Annotated in this window: 19 protein-coding genes and 1 tRNA gene; 9 read left to right on the plus strand and 11 right to left on the minus strand. The window is 65.1% G+C overall.

Features of this window, described 5'->3' with window-relative positions; genetic code table 11:
- Positions 1-4 precede the first annotated feature (4 nt).
- Both ACFWIX_RS12175 and ACFWIX_RS12180 read left to right on the plus strand, forming a co-directional pair.
- Complete coding sequence (locus ACFWIX_RS12175; protein WP_377216381.1) at positions 5-2,020, plus strand: FG-GAP-like repeat-containing protein; 2,016 nt, start codon at positions 5-7, stop codon at positions 2,018-2,020.
- Positions 2,021-2,083: 63 nt separating this feature from the next.
- A complete protein-coding gene (locus ACFWIX_RS12180) occupies positions 2,084-3,085 on the plus strand; it encodes a DMT family transporter (protein ID WP_377216382.1) in 1,002 nt (333 codons plus the stop codon).
- Here ACFWIX_RS12180 and ACFWIX_RS12185 read toward each other — a convergent pair.
- Both ACFWIX_RS12185 and ACFWIX_RS12190 read right to left on the minus strand, forming a co-directional pair.
- Complete coding sequence (locus ACFWIX_RS12185; RefSeq protein ID WP_377216383.1) at positions 2,978-3,853, minus strand: glycosyltransferase; 876 nt, start codon at positions 3,851-3,853, stop codon at positions 2,978-2,980. The genes ACFWIX_RS12180 and ACFWIX_RS12185 overlap by 108 nt on opposite strands.
- Positions 3,854-3,980: 127 nt before the next feature.
- Positions 3,981-4,991, minus strand: a complete 1,011-nt coding sequence (locus ACFWIX_RS12190) for a hypothetical protein (RefSeq protein WP_377216384.1) — start codon at positions 4,989-4,991, stop codon at positions 3,981-3,983.
- A gap of 155 nt (positions 4,992-5,146) precedes the next feature.
- Here ACFWIX_RS12190 and ACFWIX_RS12195 point away from each other — a divergent pair, with 155 nt between their 5' ends.
- The 3 genes from ACFWIX_RS12195 to ACFWIX_RS12205 all read left to right on the plus strand — a co-directional run bounded on the left by ACFWIX_RS12195 (position 5,147) and on the right by ACFWIX_RS12205 (position 7,597).
- On the plus strand, positions 5,147-5,692 hold the full coding sequence (locus ACFWIX_RS12195) for a peptidylprolyl isomerase (protein ID WP_377216385.1): 546 nt from the start codon (positions 5,147-5,149) through the stop codon (positions 5,690-5,692).
- Between the two features lie 9 nt (positions 5,693-5,701).
- Positions 5,702-6,577, plus strand: a complete 876-nt coding sequence (locus ACFWIX_RS12200; protein ID WP_377216386.1) for a rhomboid family intramembrane serine protease — start codon at positions 5,702-5,704, stop codon at positions 6,575-6,577.
- 549 nt (positions 6,578-7,126) lie between these two features.
- The gene (locus tag ACFWIX_RS12205) at positions 7,127-7,597 is read left to right on the plus strand and encodes a carboxymuconolactone decarboxylase family protein (protein WP_377216387.1); all 471 of its coding nucleotides are present in this window, start codon (positions 7,127-7,129) and stop codon (positions 7,595-7,597) included.
- A 183-nt stretch (positions 7,598-7,780) separates the two neighbouring features.
- On the opposite strand, the gene ACFWIX_RS12210 is transcribed toward ACFWIX_RS12205, so the two are convergent.
- Together ACFWIX_RS12210 and ACFWIX_RS12215 are read right to left on the minus strand one after the other, a co-directional pair.
- Complete coding sequence (locus tag ACFWIX_RS12210) at positions 7,781-8,425, minus strand: DNA-3-methyladenine glycosylase I (protein ID WP_377216388.1); 645 nt, start codon at positions 8,423-8,425, stop codon at positions 7,781-7,783.
- 24 nt (positions 8,426-8,449) lie between these two features.
- A complete protein-coding gene (locus tag ACFWIX_RS12215) occupies positions 8,450-8,704 on the minus strand; it encodes a cell division protein CrgA (protein ID WP_377216389.1) in 255 nt (84 codons plus the stop codon).
- A 188-nt stretch (positions 8,705-8,892) separates the two neighbouring features.
- Between ACFWIX_RS12215 and ACFWIX_RS12220 the strand changes: the two genes are divergently transcribed.
- The 3 genes from ACFWIX_RS12220 to ACFWIX_RS12230 are packed head-to-tail and all read left to right on the plus strand — an operon-like array spanning position 8,893 to position 10,498.
- Complete coding sequence (locus ACFWIX_RS12220; protein WP_377216390.1) at positions 8,893-9,687, plus strand: class E sortase; 795 nt, start codon at positions 8,893-8,895, stop codon at positions 9,685-9,687.
- A 2-nt stretch (positions 9,688-9,689) separates the two neighbouring features.
- Entirely contained in the window at positions 9,690-9,860 is a 171-nt protein-coding gene (locus ACFWIX_RS12225; RefSeq protein ID WP_377216391.1) for a hypothetical protein, read from the plus strand.
- On the plus strand, positions 9,857-10,498 hold the full coding sequence (locus ACFWIX_RS12230; protein WP_377216392.1) for an anthranilate synthase component II: 642 nt from the start codon (positions 9,857-9,859) through the stop codon (positions 10,496-10,498). Before ACFWIX_RS12225 ends, ACFWIX_RS12230 begins: the two co-directional genes overlap by 4 nt.
- Positions 10,499-10,535: 37 nt before the next feature.
- Here ACFWIX_RS12230 and pknB read toward each other — a convergent pair whose 3' ends face one another.
- The 7 genes from pknB to ACFWIX_RS12265 form a co-directional block, all read right to left on the minus strand.
- Positions 10,536-12,428, minus strand: a complete 1,893-nt coding sequence (pknB, locus tag ACFWIX_RS12235; RefSeq protein WP_377216403.1) for a Stk1 family PASTA domain-containing Ser/Thr kinase — start codon at positions 12,426-12,428, stop codon at positions 10,536-10,538.
- 77 nt (positions 12,429-12,505) lie between these two features.
- Positions 12,506-14,218: a protein kinase gene (locus ACFWIX_RS12240; RefSeq protein ID WP_377216393.1), complete on the minus strand. Its 1,713-nt coding sequence runs from the start codon at positions 14,216-14,218 to the stop codon at positions 12,506-12,508.
- Positions 14,215-15,672: a peptidoglycan D,D-transpeptidase FtsI family protein gene (locus ACFWIX_RS12245; protein ID WP_377216394.1), complete on the minus strand. Its 1,458-nt coding sequence runs from the start codon at positions 15,670-15,672 to the stop codon at positions 14,215-14,217. Before ACFWIX_RS12245 ends, ACFWIX_RS12240 begins: the two co-directional genes overlap by 4 nt.
- Positions 15,669-17,066 carry an FtsW/RodA/SpoVE family cell cycle protein gene (locus ACFWIX_RS12250; protein WP_377216395.1) on the minus strand — a complete coding sequence of 466 codons (1,398 nt, stop codon included), beginning with the start codon at positions 17,064-17,066 and terminating at the stop codon, positions 15,669-15,671. Before ACFWIX_RS12250 ends, ACFWIX_RS12245 begins: the two co-directional genes overlap by 4 nt.
- On the minus strand, positions 17,063-18,772 hold the full coding sequence (locus tag ACFWIX_RS12255) for a protein phosphatase 2C domain-containing protein (RefSeq protein ID WP_377216396.1): 1,710 nt from the start codon (positions 18,770-18,772) through the stop codon (positions 17,063-17,065). Before ACFWIX_RS12255 ends, ACFWIX_RS12250 begins: the two co-directional genes overlap by 4 nt.
- A 2-nt stretch (positions 18,773-18,774) precedes the next feature.
- Complete coding sequence (locus ACFWIX_RS12260; protein WP_377216397.1) at positions 18,775-19,257, minus strand: FHA domain-containing protein; 483 nt, start codon at positions 19,255-19,257, stop codon at positions 18,775-18,777.
- Entirely contained in the window at positions 19,254-19,991 is a 738-nt protein-coding gene (locus ACFWIX_RS12265; protein WP_377216398.1) for an FhaA domain-containing protein, read from the minus strand. The genes ACFWIX_RS12260 and ACFWIX_RS12265 overlap by 4 nt, the downstream gene beginning before the upstream one ends.
- Positions 19,992-20,311: 320 nt before the next feature.
- Here ACFWIX_RS12265 and ACFWIX_RS12270 point away from each other — a divergent pair.
- A tRNA-Leu gene (locus ACFWIX_RS12270) sits at positions 20,312-20,394 on the plus strand.
- The last annotated feature ends 99 nt before the right edge of the window (positions 20,395-20,493 follow it).

Below are 20,493 nucleotides of genomic sequence, written 5' to 3' on the forward strand. Positions count from 1 at the left end.
CACGGTGAACAATTCTTCTATCCTGCCCGGACGCTCGCGTCAGGTACTTGCTGCTTTGTGCGCGGTATTCACGACGGTAATCCTTTTCTCGCCGGTGGTTCCCGCTGGCGCCACCACTGCAGATCCGTCCTCGGTAAACGAGACCGCGACAGCGCCGTCGATGAGGTTTGAGGGCGAGGCCGTGGTGTTCCGGACCCTGCACTTCGTCGCGGACATTGACCGGAGCAAGTCCTGGGAGTGGATCAACTATGAATGGCTGGCTGACGGCCAGGTCTACTCCCGGGCTGGTACTTACACGACGCTCGAAGAGTCGATGTTCGGGCGCCGTATCTCGGTTCGTATGACCATGAAGGAATTCGGCGCTGATCCGGTCGTGTACGTGTCTGAGGAGACACCTCCGGTCCGTGGTTACTTCGACGCTGCCAGGGGGTCCGCCGGGGAACCCGTGTTGGGCCAAGCCATATCGGCCGGCATTCCATCTGTGGGTGCACGACCAGCCCTAGCCACCGCGCCGGAGCGTTCCTACGTGTGGTCGCGAAACGGGGTTCCGATCCCGGGAGCGGATGCAGAGACCTACACCGTCACTGAAGCGGACCTGGGCGCAGAACTCCACAGCACGGTTACCCTGTCGGCGCCGGAATATCTGACATGGCGTCACACGGCATCGCATGGTACCGGTTTCCGCGGTTACCTGACCTTGGCATCCGATCCAACGATCACCTGGAACAGGACTGCCGAATCCAACAACGTCCCCACCGGAACCGTGCTGCGGGCCTCCGCGCCGCCGGTCACCGGGACCGCGCCGGCTGACCTGAGCTATGCGTACCAGTGGTATGCCTCGGACGGCTGGTGGAGCCAAGCGATTCCCGGGGCGACGGGGCCGGAGTACATCGCTGCTCCGGAATACATCGGCAAGACTATTAACGTCGGCGTGACACCAGTCGCTGCTCATTACACGGGTCGGACAAGGGGCGTCACATCCAACCTGCGACCGTACATCTGGGGTAGCTTCACGGGAGTCACCGCCCCGACCATCAAAGGTACGGCGCTACCTGGCCAGGTTCTCACCGCCGTCCCCGGCATCCCCACACCTGTTGCTGAGACGGTCATGTACGAGTGGTACCGGGATGATCAGAAGCTCGCCGTCTGGAGCACCGACCCGACGTACACAGTGACGCGGGAGGACCGAGGTCACAGGATCACGGTGCGTGCCCGATACCACCGCACCCACTATTACTACAGCACGACAGCCTTATCTAAACCCATTGCGCCGAGCTTCGACGCCCGGGCTTTCATGGACTTCACCCGGGACGATAAGTCGGATGTCCTGGCACGTGACAAGGCCGGCATTGTTTGGGTTTACCCGGGCAACGGAACCGGCGGATGGAAACCCCGCTACCGGTTGCAGGACGGACACGAGGGCTACGTTGGGCTCGTCAGGCCGGGCGACCTCAACAGCGACGGACTCCCTGACTATCTCGCCCAGGACGCCTGGGGAAAGTTGTGGATGTCCGACGGCCCATCCGGCGGGTTCATTGGAAGCGGCTGGACCGGATACACCATCATCGCCCCGGACGACTTCAACGGCGATATCGAACCCGATGTTATGGCCCGGGACAAGTATGGCGCCCTGTACCTGTACCCCGGTAACGGGACAGGCGGCTTCAAGCCTAGGGTGAAGGTCGGCTCAGGCTGGCAGAACTTCACCACCATCCTCGGTCCCGGCGATTTCGATGGCGACGGTAACGTCGACGCCATGGCCCGGGACAAGTATGGAGTGCTCTACCTGTATCCCGGTAACGGGACCGGCGGTTGGAAAGCACGGGTAAAGATCGGTTCAGGCTGGCAATACTTCACCAGCATCAGTGCCGGGGGTGATTTCAACGGCGACGGTAACGTCGACGTCATGGCCCGGGACAAGTATGGAGTGCTCTACCTGTATCCCGGTAACGGGACCGGCGGTTGGAAACCGCGGGTAAAGATCGGTTCAGGCTGGCAATACTTCACCAGCATTTTCTAACCAGCAGCGAACTATGTCAGATGGATGGAGGCACATGCCTCGCTGCGCTGAAAGGGGTGTGAAGTGATCTTCTTTCTCGCGGCCCTGGGTGTCCTGGGTGTGGCCTCCTCCGGCCCACTCATCGCTGCCACCCTCGGGGCTACCTCCGTTACCGCCCTGGCCATTGCGTTTTGGCGTAATGCCATTGGTGCCGTGGTCATGGCCGGGCCCACCCTGATACGGGAGCCTGCCCAATTCGGACGGATCACCCGACGTGAGTTGCGCTGGTCCCTGACGGCCGCCGTCGCGCTTGCCCTGCACTTTGCCTGCTTCATCACGTCGCTGCAGCTGACGTCGGTCGCCGCAGCCACGGCGCTGGTCTGCCTGCAGTCGGCGTGGATCGCGGTGTTCCAGCTCCTGCGCGGCGCACGCCACGGGTGGCGCGTGCTGGCGGGGCTGGGGATCGCCTTTGGCGGTGTGGTAGCCATTACGGGGTTCGACATGGGAGCGTCGCCGCAGGCCCTCGTGGGGGACCTGCTGGCCGTGGCCGGCGGTGCGTTGGCGGGCCTGTACACCCTGGCCGGCGGCAAGGCCCGGCAAACTATGACCACCGGGGCCTACACCACGCTGTGCTACGGCATGTGCGCCGCACTGGTGGCCGTCCTGGCGCTCGTGGCGGGGCAGCCGCTCGTAGGCTTTGAGGCGGCAGGTTGGCTGGGCATCCTTGCCATCACGGTCTGCGCCCAGCTGGTGGGCCACACGGCCTTCAACCACCTCCTGGCCACTATGAGCCCGCTGGTGGTGTCCATGATCATCCTGCTCGAGATTCCCGGCGCGGCGCTGCTGGCTGCAGTGTTTCTTGGCGAGACGCTGCCCGCAGGAACCTATGCGGGCCTGGGAATGATTCTGGTGGGACTGGCGGTGGTGGTCCTGGGTCAGGCTTCCGGCTGGCGGCTGATCCGGGGGCGGCGTGCCCGCCTACTGGCCCCCGCGCCGGACGGGCTGGGCGGTGTTGACCGTGTGGATCGCCCGGAGGATTTTGGCCGGGAAGTAGACGGAGAAGAACACCACCATGGGAGCCTTTAGGGCCATCTTCTTCACGTTGTGGGCCTTGTACGTCCGGTCGAAGCGGGTGACGTAGTACCGGTAGTCCCGCGGCGAATCCTCCAGACGCCGCGCGGACATTCCGGAGACCATCTGCGGGCAGTACTGGATCTTAAGGCCATGTTCAGCCAGGTGCAGGGACAGGTCGATGTCCTCATGCATTTCGTCCTTCTCGTCCCGGCAGGTTTCGGCACGGATGGTGTCCCAGGCGGACGCCCGCAGCGCCATGTTCGAACCAAAGAGGAAATGGTACTGGTGCTTGGCCAGCTTGAGCATGAGTTGGCGCATCTTGTCGTCCGCCTTGAGACCGAAGCGGCGCATGGGCATGTCGTAATACACGACGGGTCCGGTGGCCGCCTGCACTGACGGGTCCAGGAATGCCTTCTGCACCTGCTCCACCCAGTCCGGCTCCACGACGGAATCGGCATCGATCCGGCCCAGGACGTCCCCGGTAGCCTGGTCCAGGCCGAAGTTGCGGGTAGGGATGAGGCCCTGTTCCCGGTCCTGGCTGAGCAGCAGCAGGGGAGTTTCGGGGTATTCCCGTTGCATCTGGTCCACAATGGCCGCGGTACGGTCCTTAGACAGGTTATCCACCACGATGATCTCGTGCGCGGGCACTGACTGGTAGATGGCCGCTATCAGGCACTGTTGGATGACGCTTTCCTCGTTATAGGCCGGAATGACGATGGACACGCGGGGCAGCACGGCTGCGTCGTTCAAGGCATCCCCAGAGGATTGATCGGCTGACATCACTTCAAATCTAGCACCGATGGCGGCTCAGTTTCCGGGCCGGGGACTCCTGCGCGGAAGCCTTGCGTGGCGCACAAAAGGGGCCCCGTTCGTGAATGAACGGGGCCCCTGAGGCAATCGGCGGCGGTCAGGCCTGGACGTTGCCCTTGCCCTTATCCTCAATGTTCGCTGCAATGTTCTTCGTAGCGGTCTTGGCATCGGTCGCTGCCGCGGAGGCGGGGGCATCCCCGGCCACGTGCTTGGCCTTCTCGCTGGAGTCCTTCTCGGCAGCATCCTTGTCGGTGCTTTCCGCGGAAGCCACCTCCTTTGCAGCGCCTGCCTTATCTCCCGCGGCCGCCGACGCGGCGGTAGTGGCAGGAGAGGCAGCGGCGGTGCCGACGGCGGCTGCCGGAGTTTCGGCCTTGGCTTCGCTGACCGTGGCGGCAGGAACAGGAGCCGGGGTGGGCTTCACGGGAGACGGCGTCTTCCAGGGATCCTCGACGGGCTTCGATGCCTTCCAGGCTGCTACCCCGGCTGCCACCGCGGCGGCGATGACCCCGAAGACCAGCCAGCCGCGCTTCTTGGGTTTCGCCGGTTCGGCCAGCTGCAGGTTTGCGGCGCGGCCCGCCTCCGTGGCGGCTGCCTTGAGCTGGGCGCCGGTTGCGTGTGCCTGCTCCTGGAGAGCGTGGATCAGGCCAACATCCCCCAGTTTCTGTGCCACGGCATCGACGTGTGCCGGTGTGTTCTCCAGCGTGCGGTGCACAACGGTGGAGGCCTGGCCGATCTGGTCGGAGAGCCGCGGCAGATATTCGACAACAACGCGGTCCCGGGCATTCAGTATGACAGGGGTGGCCTTGTCCAGGGCCTCGTGCAGGCGGGGCGAGGCGCCCTCAACGGCGTCGTTGATCTTGGGGGCGAGGTGCGCCAGCCCGTCCTGGATCCGAGGGGTAACCGTGGCGACGCCGTCAGCGAGGTTGTGCGCTGCGGTCTTCAGGCCTTCCTGGATCTTGGGGGATGCAGTATCGATGCCCTGCTGGAGGCGGGGGACCGCCCAGTCAACAGCCGCTTCCACGCGCGGCGTCGCCCAGTCGCGGGCGTTTTCCACAGCGTGGGTGACCGACAGCTCAAGGTCACGGGCAATACGGTCTGACTTCTTCACAACTACCTCCCGATTAATGTGACGGTTCTGTGGTTAGCCTACGTGTGTTGCCTTCCACCGGCTATTCCCAGCGCTGATTTTGGGCATATTTCACCGAGCGCGGAACTGTCTGCCCGGCCGCCTGCCCCGCGAAGCGGCGTGAAAGAATAGACCCCATGACTGCCATCGCAACCGCAAAAGCAACCATCCACACGAGCATGGGCGACATCGTCGTCAACCTCTTCGGCAACCACGCCCCCAAGACGGTCAAGAACTTCATTGGTCTGGCCACGGGCGAGCAGGCCTGGACCCACCCGGAGACGGGCGAGGAGAAGACCGGGACGCCGCTGTACAACGGCACCATCTTCCACCGGATCATCAAGGACTTTATGATCCAGGCCGGCGATCCCCTGGGCCGCGGCACCGGTGGTCCGGGCTACCGCTTCGACGACGAAATCCACCCGGAATTGAGCTTCAACCAGCCCTACAAGCTGGCCATGGCCAACGCCGGCATCCAGATGGGCAAGGGCACCAACGGTTCCCAGTTCTTCATCACGACCATCCCCACCGACTGGCTGCAGGGCAAGCACAGCATCTTCGGTGAGGTTGCCGACGAAGAATCCAAGAAGGTTGTCGACGCCATCGAGGGTGTCCGCACCGGTATGGGTGACCGCCCCGTTGAGGACGTCACCATCAACAGCATCGACATCGAACAGCTGTAATACCGCGCCATGAGTTACGGGATTCCGGCGGCAGAGCCGTCCGCGCAGGTCCCGGTGTGCCCCCGGCACCCGGACCGGCCATCCTACGTGCGCTGCCAGCGGTGCGGGCGTCCTGCCTGCCCCGAATGCCAGCGGGCGGCCGCCGTCGGATTCCAATGCGTTGACTGCGTCAACGAAACAAAACGTACGACGCCGGAGGTGCGGACGGTCTACGGCGGTGCCGTTGCGACCGGCTCGCCCAAGGTGACGTTCGGGATCATCGCGGCGTGCGCCCTGGTGTACGTACTCCAGTGGATCATCCCAGGCGACGCGGTATTCCGAAACTTTGCGTTCGCCTCGGTATACGCCACCCCGGAATACGGGGCCTTTGAGCCGTGGCGCATGCTCACGGCGGCGTTCCTCCACTCCCAAGGCTTCATTCTGCACGTAGTGCTTAACATGTACATGCTGTGGATCTTCGGCCAGGCGCTGGAGCCCCTCCTGGGGCGCATCAGGTTCCTGGCCGTTTACCTGATCTCCGCGATCGGCGGCTCGGTCGGTTACCTCGCCTTAACCCCGATTCTTCCCCCGGGTGGGCCCGTCGGGGTGGTCGGTGCCTCGGGGGCCATCTTTGGCCTGTTCGGAGCGATGCTTCTGGTCCAACGCCACCGCGGCGGCGATACCCGGCAGCTGTGGGTCCTTATCGCCATCAACGGCGTTATAGGTTTCATGGTTCCGCAGATCGCCTGGCAGGCGCACCTGGGCGGCCTGATAACCGGCGCACTCTGTGCTGCCGTGCTGGCCTATGCCCCGCGGGGCCCGCGCCAGCGCCTGGTGCAGGCGGCCGGCCTCGCCGCTGTGCTGCTGATGCTCATCGCCAGCAGCTGGGTGCGCATCTCGCTGTAGCAGGACAGCGCTCGGAAGGATCCCATGGTCCAAGCCTCCTCGAGGCGGACGGTGGGATCTCTTGCGCTAAAGATGTTTTCCACAGCCCTTATCCACACTGTTGGTAACTTACACACCTGTAGTTCAGGGTGCCTCTTCCGGATTTTCCGTGTCACAAGGCGTCCGTCGGCGAGGGGCCAGGCTGCCCGTCCACAACTGTGGATAACTCTTGGGGATACTCCTGTGCGTAAGTGGACAACTCCCCCTCATGAGCCACGGATGTGCACAAACTCCGTCCACCAGCCTGAACAAGGCCGTGGGGAGGGCGGTCTGAGCCGCCTATCAACAGGGTTTTGCACACTGTTAATAACTCACAGTCATGTAATTCATAGGACAGCTTTCGTGCAGCAGGGCCGTCTCAGCGGGCGCCGGGCCATCCGGCGAGGACATCTTTCCACAACTGTGGATAACTTGTGGGTATCGTGCTGTTGGTAAGTGCATAAGTGTGGGGAGTGGATAAGCTTCGAGAAGCAGCTGACGCATGCGCGCCCAACGATGCCGGGAGGACCTTTGACCGCCGCGAATACCAAGCACATCTTTCTCGACAAGGAACATCCGGTCCTGTGGCGGGCCCTGAACGGCCTGGGACTCAAGGTCCGCGAGGCGGCCGATGAGGCGGGCCTGGACCAGCGCATGATCGAGCTCCTGCACGTTCGGATCTCCCAGATCAACGGCTGCGCCTTCTGCCTGGATCTGCACGTGAGGGATGCCGTCAAGGCAGGGGAAACACCGCAGCGCCTGGCCGTGCTGCCGGCTTGGCGGGAAACGGCACTGTTCACAGCGAGGGAGCGTGCGGCCCTCGCGCTGGCGGAAGCGATAACGGACCTGCCGGACCATCGTTCAATGGAGCACGAGGAAGCGTACGCTCGGGATCACCTCACTGTGGAGGAGTACAGCGTGGTGAGCTGGCTCGCCATCACCATGAACGCCTTTAACCGAGTTTCGATCACCAGCCATCACCCGGTGCGCGCCGAGCGTTAGGCTCTTCCCAGCGGCTATCCACAGTGCTTTTCCACACTGTTAATAACCGTATTCGGTGCGCAAGATTGGCCTCGAAGCCAGTTGCAGGGCGTTAAATCCCCTCATCGAGAAAGTTATCCCCATTGTGGATAACTTTCCCAACAACTGGGGAAAAGTGCGGGCGGCACTCCGGCCGCCGCCAGTTCAGCGGCTGGAGCCCAAGGTGGGGGAAGCGGACCCAACCTCGTCTGCCCAAACCCCGGAGGATCCGCGGCGGTGGCTGTCGACAAGATGGGTGTCCACCATGCCGATGGCCTCCATCAGCGCGAACATGGTGGTGGGCCCGACGAAGGCGAAGCCCTTCTTGCGCAGCGCCTTGGAGAGCGCCACAGACTCCTCCGACTGTGTGGGCACGTCTGCGAAGGTCAGCGGCCGGGGAGTCGCGTCCGGGCGAAACTGCCAGACGAAGTCCACCAGCCCGCCCTCGGCCCGCAGGGCGAGGGTTGCACGGGCGTTAGTGATGGCGGCGCGGACCTTCAGCCGGTTGCGGACGATTCCGGCGTCTGCCATCAGGCGCGCCTCATCCGCCTCGGTGAACCTGGCCACGGCGTCCGGGCTGAACTCCGCGAAAGCGGCGCGGAACGCGGGACGCTTCCGCAGGATAGTGGCCCAAGACAGTCCTGCCTGGAAGCCCTCCAGGCAGATCCGTTCATAAAGGCCCTGTTCGTCCGTGACGGGCAGGCCCCACTCGGTGTCGTAGTACTCCCGCATCAGCGGGTCGGTGGCAGCCCAGGCGGGGCGGGCCAGCCCGTCAGGACCCACCACCACGCCGGCGCCTGCAGCTTCCATGAGCGGGTCTGTTCGAGGGGTTGGCTAGGAGCGCCAGCGGGTAGTCATCAGGAAGCCCACGATGGCGATGCCAAAGCCCGCCACAATGTTCCATGATCCCCACGCCTGGACCGGCAGTTGGCCTTCGCTGATGTAGAACGTGATGATCCAAAAGAGGCCAATAAGCATCAGGCCGAACATGACGGGCTTGAACCACACCGGGTTGGGCTTGTAGGCCTGTGCTGCAGCGGGGCGGGTGCTGCTGTCAGTGCTCTTCTTGCGGGGCTTGGACTCGGGCACGGGGTCTCCTTGCGGGCGGCGGCAAGCTCGGCGTCCCGGGCTTGATATCCTGCAGGAAGGAAATGGCCAGCGGGCTGAGTGAGCTTGAGCAAATCTTTGTTGGTCACATTCGATTCTTACTAGCAGCCAATTCTAGCCGCAGTTCATGGGCCGGCCCCGCCCAATGGAACCGCCCTTGAGGAGAACGCGTGGTGTTGCAGGAGAAGGCGAGGCTGCGCACTGCGCCGGCGGCCGGCGTCGTTATTCTGCGCGGCGCCGTCCAGATCATCGGCGAGTTGCTGATGACCGCCGGAATTATCCTGCTGCTCTTCGTGGCGTGGCAGCTGTGGTGGACCAACGTGGAGTCCGACGCCAAGCAGAGCCAGGTCATCAAGGAGTTCGCGCAGGAACTGGGTGGACCCGTCCAGCCGTCACCGAGCCCGGCTAAACCTTCTGATACCCAAGCGGCCAAAGCGTTCGGCGAGCCCGTAGTGGGTGCAGTCCCGCAGCATGCGGGAACCATCGGCATCATCTACATTCCCCGTTTCGGCAGCTCGTACACCCGGCCCATCGTGGAGGGGACCACCGGAGACGTGCTGGACACCCTCGGGCTGGGGCACTATCCCTCAACCGCCATGCCCGGGGCCGTGGGCAACTTTGCCGTAGCCGGTCACCGGCAGACCCACGGCGCGGTCCTGGACAATATCCACACGCTGGTGCCCGGAGACAAGATTTACGTCCAGACGAGGGACGGCTTCTACGTCTATGTGTTCCGCAACAACCAGATTGTGATGCCGGACCGTACCGACGTGCTGGAGCCCGTGCCCACGGCCCCGGGCGTCAAGCCGACGGAAAGATACCTCACCATGACCAGCTGCAACCCGCGGTTTGGGGCCGAAGAACGCATCATCGCCTATTCCCTCCTGGAGAGTTGGCGACCCGCCTCTGCCGGGCCTCCGCCTGAGATCGCCGCCCAGGTGGCTGCGGCAACCGGGAAGGGCTGAGCATGTACGCCTGGATTTTCCGCCACCTGCCCGGTCCACTGTGGGTCCGCATCGTCACCTCCGTGGTGCTGGTCGCGGCCGCCGTAGTCCTGATGGTCCAGTTCCTGTTCCCCTGGATGTCCGAATACACGTCCCTCACCGACTCAACGATTGGTTCCATAAGCCAGCCATGACCACAACCAAGATCCTCGTAGTGGATAACTACGACAGCTTTGTCTACACCCTGGTGGGCTACCTCCAGGAACTCGGCGCGGAGACCACAGTGGTCCGCAACGACGACGTCACCCTTGCCGAAGCCATCGAACTTGCCGGCGCGCGCGACGGCGTGTTGGTCTCCCCGGGCCCTGGCAACCCTGCGGAGGCGGGCGTCTGCATCGACCTGATCAGATGGTGCGGCGAGAACAGCGTGCCGATGTTCGGTGTGTGCCTGGGACACCAGGCGCTGGCGGAGGCCTTCGGCGGCAAAGTCACCCATGCGCCCGAGCTCATGCATGGCAAGACGTCCCTGGTGGAACACATCGGGACCAGCGTCTTCGCCGGCCTCCCCTCCCCCGTCACCGCTACCCGCTACCACTCGCTGGCTGCCGTCCGGGAATCCATTCCCGACGTCCTGGAGGTTACCGCGCAGACGGCCTCCGGAGTGGTCATGGGCCTCCAGCACCGGACGGCGCCGCTGTGCGGTGTCCAGTTCCACCCGGAATCGGTGCTCACCGAAGGCGGTTACCAGATGCTCGGCAACTGGCTTGAGTCCCTGGGCATGAAGGGCGCGGCAGCCAAAGCGGCCACCCTTAGCCCGCTCATCCAGCACTGACGCTAAGGCGAAGCCAATATTCCAGTAAAGGAATACTTTAGCCCTTCTTGCTGGCCGTAGGGCTCGGGCTGGATGTTGGCGCCGGTGACGGCGGCGGGGGCGCCTTGGCTACGACGATCGTCACCGTGCTCCCCTGCTCAACGAGCGTATTCACCGGAGCGCTCTGGTCCGTGACCCGGCCAGGTTCCACTTGGGCGTTTGCTGCCTCGACGACTTTGGCTACGAGGCCGAGCTCTTTTAGGGCGGCTTCCGCCTCGGCCTTGGTCCGGCCCCGAAGCTCCGGCAGGGCCACCTTCCCGGTGGACACCACGATTTCCACAGTGGTTCCCACACCGACGCTCTGGCCGGGCGCAGGGTTGGTGGTGATGACGATGCCGGCAGGCACAGTGGCGCTGTTGGCAGTCGTGGTGGACGGCGCACCGGACAGGCCCACTTCGCGCAGCAGGTCACGTGCCGCCGCCTCGGTCATGCCGGGCAGGTTCGCCGGAATCTTCACGGCGCTGGGGCCCTCGGAGATGTTCAGAACCACCTCCGATCCCGGCTCCAGGGACGTTCCGGAGGCCGGATCGGTGCCGATCGCCACACCCTTCCTTACCGTGTCGCTTTGGGTCCGGGCGATTCTTGGCCGCAGTTCGGCGTTATACAGTTCCTGCAGCGCCTCGGACTCCGTCATGGCGGCCACCGCGGGAATCTTGACCATGGCTACCACGGGTTCCGGGCGGTTGACGATGTTGTAGACCCACAGGCCGCCTCCGGCCAGGACCAGCAGGGTGAACACCACCAGTGTGGCGATCCAGGTACGACGGCGGGAGTCCTGCCGTGCGGTCCGCGCACGTTCCGGAGGGAGCCCCAGGGGCATGGCCTCCGCTGCTTCGTGCCTTACCGGGGGTGGCCCGGAAACTGACGTTCCGGCGTCGTCCACGTAGTCCCGGGAGGCTGCGAGTCGGCCGGTGGGCGGCCCGTCCAGGAATGCGGGGCCGGACATGGCGAACGCCTCAGTGGGCGGCGTTTCCGGGGCAGGTACGTGGTCGTTCGGGTCGGTCTGGGCCTCGGAGGCGGGTACAGGCGGCACGGGGATACCGGCGCGCGCGGCGCGGAGGGCGCGGCGGAAGGCGGCGGCGTCCTGGAACCTGTCTGCCCGGTTCTTCTGCAGGGCTTTGGCGAGCACCGTGTCCAGGGCGGGGGTAACCTCCGGGTTCAGGCTGCTGGGCGGCTCGGGGATTTCGCGGACGTGCTGGTAGGCCACGGACACGGGGCTGTCGCCCACGAAGGGAGGCCGGCAGGTGAGCATTTCATAGAGAAGGCACGCCGCGGAATAGAGGTCGCTCCGGGCGTCCACCGTTTCCCCGCGCGCCTGCTCAGGCGAAAGATACTGCGCAGTGCCCACCACTGCCTGGGTCTGGGTCATCGTGGCGGAAGAGTCGGCCATGGCCCGGGCAATGCCGAAGTCCATGACCTTGATGGAGTTGTCCCGCGGGCAGTGCATCACGTTGGCGGGCTTGATGTCGCGGTGCACGATGCCGGCCTTGTGGCTGTATTCGAGCGCCGAGAGGACGCCCAGGCAGTAGTCGATGGCCTGGGCAATGCTGACGTCTTTGGCCCTTATGAGATCGCGGATGGTCTTTCCGTCCACGAATTCCATGACGATGTAGGGAACCCGAACTGTGTCCTCCGAACCGTCGTGGATTGTATGTTCGCCGGTATCGAAGATAGCCACGATGGAAGAGTGGTTCAGGGCAGCCACGGACTGGGCTTCACGCTTGAACCTCGCCTGGAACTGGGGATCCCGTGCCAGGTCGGGGCGGAGCAGCTTGATGGCCACCGTCCGCCCCAGCCGGGTGTCGGTTCCCTTGTAGACATCCGCCATGCCACCGCGGCCGATCAAGGCGCCCAGTTCATACCGTCCGTTCAGGACACGCTGGTTGTCCACCGGGAGGCTGTCCTCCCGGTGGAGCGGCGTGCGCGGGCTGTGGCTTCGGGGTGCTTCGTTCACGGCATGTCCGGCGGTTACGGGGCGGCGCAGGTAGGCGGCGTCCCGGGTTCTTCACCGGTCCCGCATGCGGGGAGTGCGGAGCCGGCGGTGGGTACGGCTACGGAGGACGTGGTGGGTTCGGGCGTGGGCGTAGGGGCTGGCTCGGGTTCCGGCGGGGCCACGGCGTAGATGATGGTGATGGGCGTCCCCTTGGGCAGTTCCCCGGTGGGGTTGAGTTCCAGCACTTCGCCCGGCGCTGCGGCGGAGGTCTCCTGGGGGACCACCGTAACCTGCAGCCCGAGGGCAGCCAGCTCGGCCTGCACCTGCCTGTAATCCTTGCCCAGGTAGGCCGCGGGGATCACATTGACCGTCTCATCAGGCTCTTCGGTGGGCGTCGGCGAGTCCTCGGTGGGTGTGGGCGTCGGGGACTCCGACGTGGGAGTGGGCGTGGCACTCTTGCTGGCCGGGCTGCTGGTGACGGCACCTGTGGGACTGTTCGCCGGGAACAGGACGCCGGCCTGGTTGAGGAAGAACCCGACGAGGGCGAACAGCAGCAGGACGATCAGGGCAATCAGCGGCCATGTCCAGGGGCTGCGGCCCTTGCGTTCCGGCTCGTCGGCGGGTTCGTCGTCGTAGGTGTCGTCTTCCTGGTCCCATTGGCGTTCTGCGGCGAGGGCGTTGGCGCGGGCCAAGGCCCCCTGCGGTCCCTGCCCGTCCGCGGCTGAGGCGGCGGCTGCTCCTGCTGCGGCGCCGGCGGCACCGGCACCGGCACCCAGGACGGGAAGGGCCGACGTCGGCGTGGGGGAAGAGTCGCGGTGCGCGCCAATGACGCCGGTGGGCGCAGTTGCTGTATCCACGGGTGCGGTGATGGGCCCGGTGTCCGCGTCGATGAGAAGCATGCCCGGGACGGCGGCGCGGGCGGCTCCGATGTCGCCGTTACGGATTGCCTCGGCGGCCTCGGCCAGCTTGATGGCGTTTGCGGGCCGGTTCTTAGGATCCTTGGCAAGCATGGACATCAGCAGCGCGCGCACCGGTGCGGGCAGGGTGTCCGGCAGCGGCGGCGGGGCATCGTTGACCTGGGCCAGTGCGATCGCGATCTGGGACTCCCCGGAGAACGGCCGGTGCCCGGTGAGGCATTCGTAGCCGATAACGCCAAGCGAATAGATGTCCGATGACCCGGTGGCGGTCTGTCCTGTGGCCTGTTCCGGCGCCAGGTATTGGGCGGTTCCCATCACCTGGCCCGTCTGGGTGAGCGGCACCTGGTCCGCCAGCCGGGCGATGCCGAAGTCGGTGACCTTGACGCGGCCGTCTGGTGTGATGAGGAGGTTGCCGGGCTTGATGTCGCGGTGCACCAGGCCCTGTTCGTGGGCTACCGAGAGGGCGCGGGCGGTCTGCGCGATCATGGACAGCGTGCGGTCCGGTGAGAGGACTTGTTCGTGTTCGATGATGCTGCTCAGCGGCTGTCCCGGGACAAGTTCCATGACCAGGTAGGCCGAGCCTTCTTCTTCGCCGTAATCGAAGACGTTGGCGATGCCCACGTGGTTCAGCAGGGCGGTGTGCCGGGCCTCGGCGCGGAACCGCTGAAGGAAGCCGGGATCACCCGTGTACTCCTCCTTCAGCACCTTGATCGCAACGATTCGGCCCAGGACGAGGTCTTTGGCTTTCCAGACTTCACCCATGCCGCCGATCGCGATCCGCGTGGTCAGCTGGAACCTTCCGCCGAGGGTGATTCCGGTTGTAGGCCTCACTTATTCAACACCGCCTCAAAAATTTTCTTCGCGTTGGGACTGGTTAGCTGTGCGCCGGTGGTGATGTCCACGCCCTCCATGACGATGGTGACCACCACCTGCGGGTCATTGGCGGGTGCGAACCCCGTGAACCATGAGTTGTTGGTTCCGTTGCCGAGTTCGGCGGTGCCGGTCTTGCCTGCCACCTGGACGCCTGGTACTGCTGCGCCCCGGGCGATTCCTTCAGAGACGGCGCTGGCCATCCACTCGGTGATCTGGTTGGCGATTGCCGGGGTGGTGGAGGTGCGCAGCTGTTCGGGCTTGGGCTCTTCGATGATGCGCAGGTCCGGGGCGCGGAGTGCCTTGACGAGGTTTGGCTGCATCTGCACCCCATCGTTGGCGATGGCTGCCGTCATGAGGGCAACTTGCAGCGGCGTGGCCCGGACGTCCTTCTGGCCAATAGCGGACTGGGCCAGGCCGGGCCCGTCCAGATCTTCAGGGAACCCGTTGCCGCGGGCATATCCGAGCTTCAGCTGGCCCCCGAGGTCCTGGCCGAAGCCGAACTTGGCGGCCTGTTCTGCGATGGCGTCGCGGCCCAAGTCCTGGGCGATGCTGGCGAAGGGCGTGTTGCAGGACTGCTGCAGGGCGAAAGCGAAGCTGGCCTTGTTCCGGGTGTAGCAGTTGCCGCCGGCGTAGTTGGGGAGCTTGTAATCGATGCCGGGGAACGACATTTCCGCCGGGTTGGGCAATTCGCTGTCCGCGTCGTACTTGCCGGACTCCAGCGCGGCCGCCGTGTCCACGAGCTTGAAGACCGAGCCCGGGGCCAGCAGGGCGCCGGTGGGGCCGCTGACGTTCTGGTTCAGGTTGATCCCCGGGACCTTGACCAGTTCTGCCATGTTGGCCGCTTCCGCTGCCGGATCCTGGGTGGCTACCAGATTGGGGTCGTAGGACGGCTTGGACACCAGGGCCAGGATGTTTCCCGTCTTGGGATCGGTAACCACGATGGATCCCCGCTGTCCGTCCGGAATGAGGCTGTACGCCAGCTTCTGGATCTCGGAGTCAATGGTCAGTTCCACGGAGGCGCCCTTGGGCTGGTTTCCCAGGAAGAGTTGGCCCACCCGGTCCAGGAAGAGCTGATCCGAACTCCCGGCGAGCTGCTCGCCCATGGTGCGCTCCAGCCCGGTGGCGCCGAAGTTCTGCGAGAAGTACCCCGTGATGCCGGCATAGAGTTCAGGCTCCGGATAGGTGCGCTGGAATTTGCAGGACTCTGAGCCCTCCACGGATTCCGCCACCGGCGTTCCGTCTACCACGATGGCACCCCGGTCGTTGCAGTAGTTCTGCAGGATGGCGCGCTGGTTCCAGGGGTTGGCCTGGAGCTCGTCCGCCCCCACAACCTGGACGTAGCTGATGGCCCCGAACAGCAGGGCAAACATGGCCACCGCTGCGACCCACGAATTCCGGATGGCCTGGTTCATGCGCTCTTCACCGTCTCGGTGGGGGTATCGATGCCCAGGGGTTCGCCGCCCTTGGCCGGCGGCAGGGGGGTGGTGTCCACGGGACCCCGGGCCGTATTGGAAATCATCAGCAGCAGTCCCACGATGATCCAGTTGGCGAGCAGCGAAGAACCGCCGGCGGCGAGGAATGGTGTGGTGAGGCCGGTAAGCGGGATCAGGCGCGTGACGCCGCCGATCACTACGAAGCATTGCAGGGCAACCGCAAAGGACAGGCCGCAGGCCAGGAGTTTCCCGAAGGCGTCGCGGGTCCCCAGCGCAGCCCGGAAGCCCCGCGTGAAGAGGAGCAGGTACATCAGGACCACGGCAAAGAGGCCGATCAGGCCGAGCTCCTCGCCCAGGGAGGCAATAATCATGTCGCTGTTCGCGAACGGGACAAGGTTGGGGCGGCCCTGGCCCAGACCGGTGCCTACGAGGCCGCCGTTGGCCATGCCGAAGAGCCCTTGGACGATCTGGTGGCTGCCGCCCGGCGAACGGCCGTAGACCTCTTCGGTGAAGGCGTTCAGCCAGCCATCGATCCGCAGACCAACGTGGGAGAACACCCGGGACGCCACGAAACCGCCGCCCAAAATGAGGGCCACACCGATGACAACCCAGCTGATCCGGCTGGTGGCCACATAGATCATGACGATGAACAGGCCGAAGAACAGGACCGATGATCCCAGGTCGCGCTGGAAGATCAGCACCCCGATGCTGACCAGCCAGGCGGTGATCATGGGCCCCATGTCCTTGAAGCGCGGGAACTGCAGCGGACCGATCTTGCGTCCGGCAAGGAGGATGAGGTCCCGGTTGGACGAAAGATACCCGGCAAAGAATATAGCGAGGGTGATCTTTGCGACTTCACCGGGCTGGAAGGTCATGGGCCCCAGCCGGATCCAAACCCGGGCGCCCAGGATTTCGCCGGCGCTGATGCCGGGGATCAGCGGAAGGATCAGCAGCAGGGCACTAGCGGCCAGCGAAATGAAGGTAAACCGGCGCAGGATGCGGTGATCCTTAAGGAACCAGACCACGGCAATGGAGACGGCCATGGCGATGAGGGTCCAGCGCAGCTGGTTGTTCCCGGTGTCCCCGCCGGGCTCATCGAGACGGTGGATCATTGCGAGTCCGAGGCCGTTCAAGGCCACGACCAAGGGAAGCATTACCGGGTCGGCATACTTTGCGCGGAGGCGCAGGGCAACATGGAAGACGATCGCTGCCACAGCAAGGAGGCTCGACTGGAACCAGAAGTCGGAGTCGAAAGCCTTCTTCTGGTCCACACCCACCAGCATGTTTGCGCCGATGCCGACGGCCAGCGCCAGCAGCAGCAGGGCCAGTTCCACATTGCGGCGCGGTTTGATGGCGGTACTGATCTGGCTCACTGGCCCACCTCACAGGTCACGGCAGGGCTGGGGGAGGGCACGGGCGCGGTGGCCCCCGCAGTGGGCTTCGCGGTGGCCGGGGGAGCAGGCTTCGTGGCACTCGTCGTCGGAATGGCCGTCGGGGTGGCCGAAGCGCTTGGGGAAGCCGCCGGGGTGGGGCAGCCTTCTTCCGGAGACGTGGTGCCGGTGAGCTCGAGGTTCTTCACGATCCGTTGCGCGTCATACAGGTCGCTGGCAGGCACCGTCTGCCGGACCCTCTGCTGGGAGAACGGGGGCAAAGAGTCGACCCGGATGTCCGTCACTGCCTCCAGCGTGGACAGCGGAAACGGACCGAGGCGCTGGGAGACACCGTTGAAGATGGCGACGCGGGAATCAAACTCGCCGATGTAGTAGCGGGTTTGGGTCCACGCGTAGCCCAGCCACAGGCCAGCGGTCAGGGCAAACAGGAGCGCAGCGGCGACCGACCACGTGACCCAGCGGCGGGGCTTGGCGGGCACAAGGACTTCGTCAGCTTCGCCGTTGGGCTCGGCCTTGTGGGTGAGCACCGTGGCCGCGCGGCGGGCGACGGTGCGTCCGGCAATGCTGGGGATGGATCCAGATTCGGCAGCGGCCGCAGCCGCCCCCACCAGCTCATGCGGCCGGGAGGCGAGTTCCTCGCGCAGCACTTCGGCTGAGAGGTGTTCGCCCAGGTTCGGGTCGGTGGCACCGACATCGCCCGAGGTGGCGGTGGGACTGCTTCCCTTCGCGGTCTTGTCAGCTGCGCTGTTCTTGCCGGCGGCGGTCTCTGGCGCGCTGTCCCTTGATGCAGTTGCCGGGCTGCCTTTTGCATCTGCGGGTTTGCCCTCACCGGCGGCCGCCTGTGCCACCGCAGCCGCCGCGGCTGCACTGTCCGGCTGGGAAGGCACGACGTCGACGGCGGCAGTGCGGACGTCGTCGTGCGTTTCCTCCACAATCTCCACCATCACCACGGTGACGTTGTCCGGTGAGCCGGCCTCGAGGGTCAGGTCCACCAATGTCTCAACGCATTCGCGCAGGTCCTTGGTCTCGCGGACCGTGCGCTCCACCGCGTGTGCTGCAACGTAATTTAGCCCATCGGAGCAGAGCAGCCAGCGTTCTCCAGGTTCGACGTCAAGGGTGTCCAGGTCCAGCTCGGGGCTCGCATCCACATCGCCGAGGACGCGCATGAGGACGTTCTTGTGCGGATGGGACTCGGCTTCTTCGGGGCGCAGCCGCCCCTCATCGATGAGACGCTGGACGAATGTGTGGTCAACGCTGATCTGCTCGAACTCGCCGTTGCGCAGCCGGTAGGCGCGGGAGTCGCCGATGTGGGCGAAGTGCAGCTTTCCCTCGGCAAGCAGCAGCGCGGTGACGGTGGTGCCCATGCCAGCAAGCTTCGGATTGACGTGGACCAGCTCGGACAGCAGCGAGTTCGCGGTCTGGATCTCGTCGGCCAGGGTGGTGGAAGCCTCCCCTGCATAGTCGGCGCGGTCGATGTGGATCATGTCCAGGACGGTTGCGGCCGATGCGACGTCGCCGCCGGCGTGGCCGCCCATTCCGTCCGCCACGACGGCAAGGTGGCGGCCCACATAGGCGGAATCGTCGTTCTTGGACCGGATGCGGCCCACGTCCGAGCGGGCCGCATAACGCATGATGAGGGGCCGCCCCGCGGGTGCTGGCCCGGTGGCAGGGGTCTCGGGGACAGCCACGGCTATGGCCTCAATTCAATGACCGTCTTGCCGATCCTCACGGGAACGCCGGGCTCCACAGGGAGGGCGCGGGTGAGCTGCTGGTCTGCCAGGTAGGTTCCGTTCGTGGAGCCCAGGTCCTCGATGAACCAGCGGCTGCCCTGGGGGAAAAGCCTGGCGTGGCGGCCGGATGCGTAGTCGTCCTCAAGGACCAGCGTGGCTTCCTGGGCGCGGCCGAGGAGGATGGGGCTGGCCGCCAGGGGAATCGTGGTGCCCTTGAGTGGGCCCTCCACCACCACAAGCTGGTGGGCCTGCTGCTTCACGGGCTGGGGAGGTGCTTCGGCGAGCTCCGGATGCTTGCGGACCTGCCGCGCGGTCGGCGCCCCCGACGCTGCCTTACGGCCCACCATCAGGTCCCGGCGCATGGCCGAAACGATGCTGAAAACGAGGACCCAGAGCAGCAGCAGGAAACCGAACCGCAGTGCCGTGATGGTGAGGTCGCTCATGCGCGGCCCCCGGGACTGGCGGGAAGCAGGCGGAAGATGATTTTTGTCCGTCCCATCGTGATGGTGGAGCCGTCAGTGAGTTCGGTGCTTCCGGAAACCCGCTGGCCATTGACATAGCTGCCGTTGGTGGAACCCATGTCCACCGCGTGCGTCACGCCGTTCTCGGTGCGGATTTCCAAGTGGCGGCGCGATACCCCGGTGTCTTCGATCAGGATGTCGGCCTCGGAGGACCGGCCCAGGACGATCGACGGCGCGTTCAGCGAATAACGCTGGCCGTCGATGTCCAGCACGGGCTGGAGCCGCACCGGCTGGCGGCTGGGCGCCGCGGGAACCATGGGCCGCGCGGGGGCAGGAGCACCCGTGGCCTTCTCGGTGCGGGAGACGATTTCAAAGTCGCCGGCGCGCAGCTCCTCCTGGCGGCGAAACGAAATCCGGACGGGTCCCTGAAGCGTGTATCCCTGGCTCCGGACGTGGTTGATAACGACGTCGCAGAGTTCCTCGGCCAGGGGCGTGCCCCACTCCTGTGCACGAGCGAAGTCCTCCCCGCTCAGTTGTACGTCAAAGACGTTGGGCGCGAGGGTCCTGCCGGCCGCAACAGTCAGCGCTTTGTTGTCCACTTCCCTCCGGAGTCGGCTGGCGATTTCCACCGGCTCGACCTGCGCTTTGGATCCGGTGGAGAAGACGCCCCGGACTGCCTTTTCGATGCCGCGTTCAACTTTGTCCAGCAGACCCATGGTCTTCTCCTTTCCCCCCGGCAGCGGGGCATTCTTGGCGGTGGAACTCCACACGTGGTGCAGCCCGTGACTCTGCGGGGAGCCAGCACGATGGCAGGCACTCCTACACCCGATACTACTGGGCGGGCCTGTGAATGACCTTAATCCGCAACGGCCGGGCGCCGCCAAAAGGTTCGCGCCTCCACCCTGCTGACCTGCCGGTCAAGGCCGCTCCGGAGCCCGATTGGTGTTTTGCCGCAGGTGTCCGTTATGCTTGATCTCGCTGCTTTTACAGGGACGCGGAACGGGAAACCGGCCCGCCAACAAGTGAAAGAAGTTGCGCGCGAGTGGCGGAACGGCAGACGCGCTGGCTTCAGGTGCCAGTGTCCGAAAGGGCGTGGGGGTTCAAATCCCCCCTCGCGCACGCATGTGATGAGTCGAGACATCCTTCACGGATGAGTCGGGTCATCGGTTACACCCCGGTCTTCGGACCGGGGTGTTTTTCTTTGTCCGGATGTTCTGG

Source organism: Pseudarthrobacter sp. NPDC058362 (assembly GCF_042723515.1).
Lineage (GTDB): Bacteria > Actinomycetota > Actinomycetes > Actinomycetales > Micrococcaceae > Arthrobacter.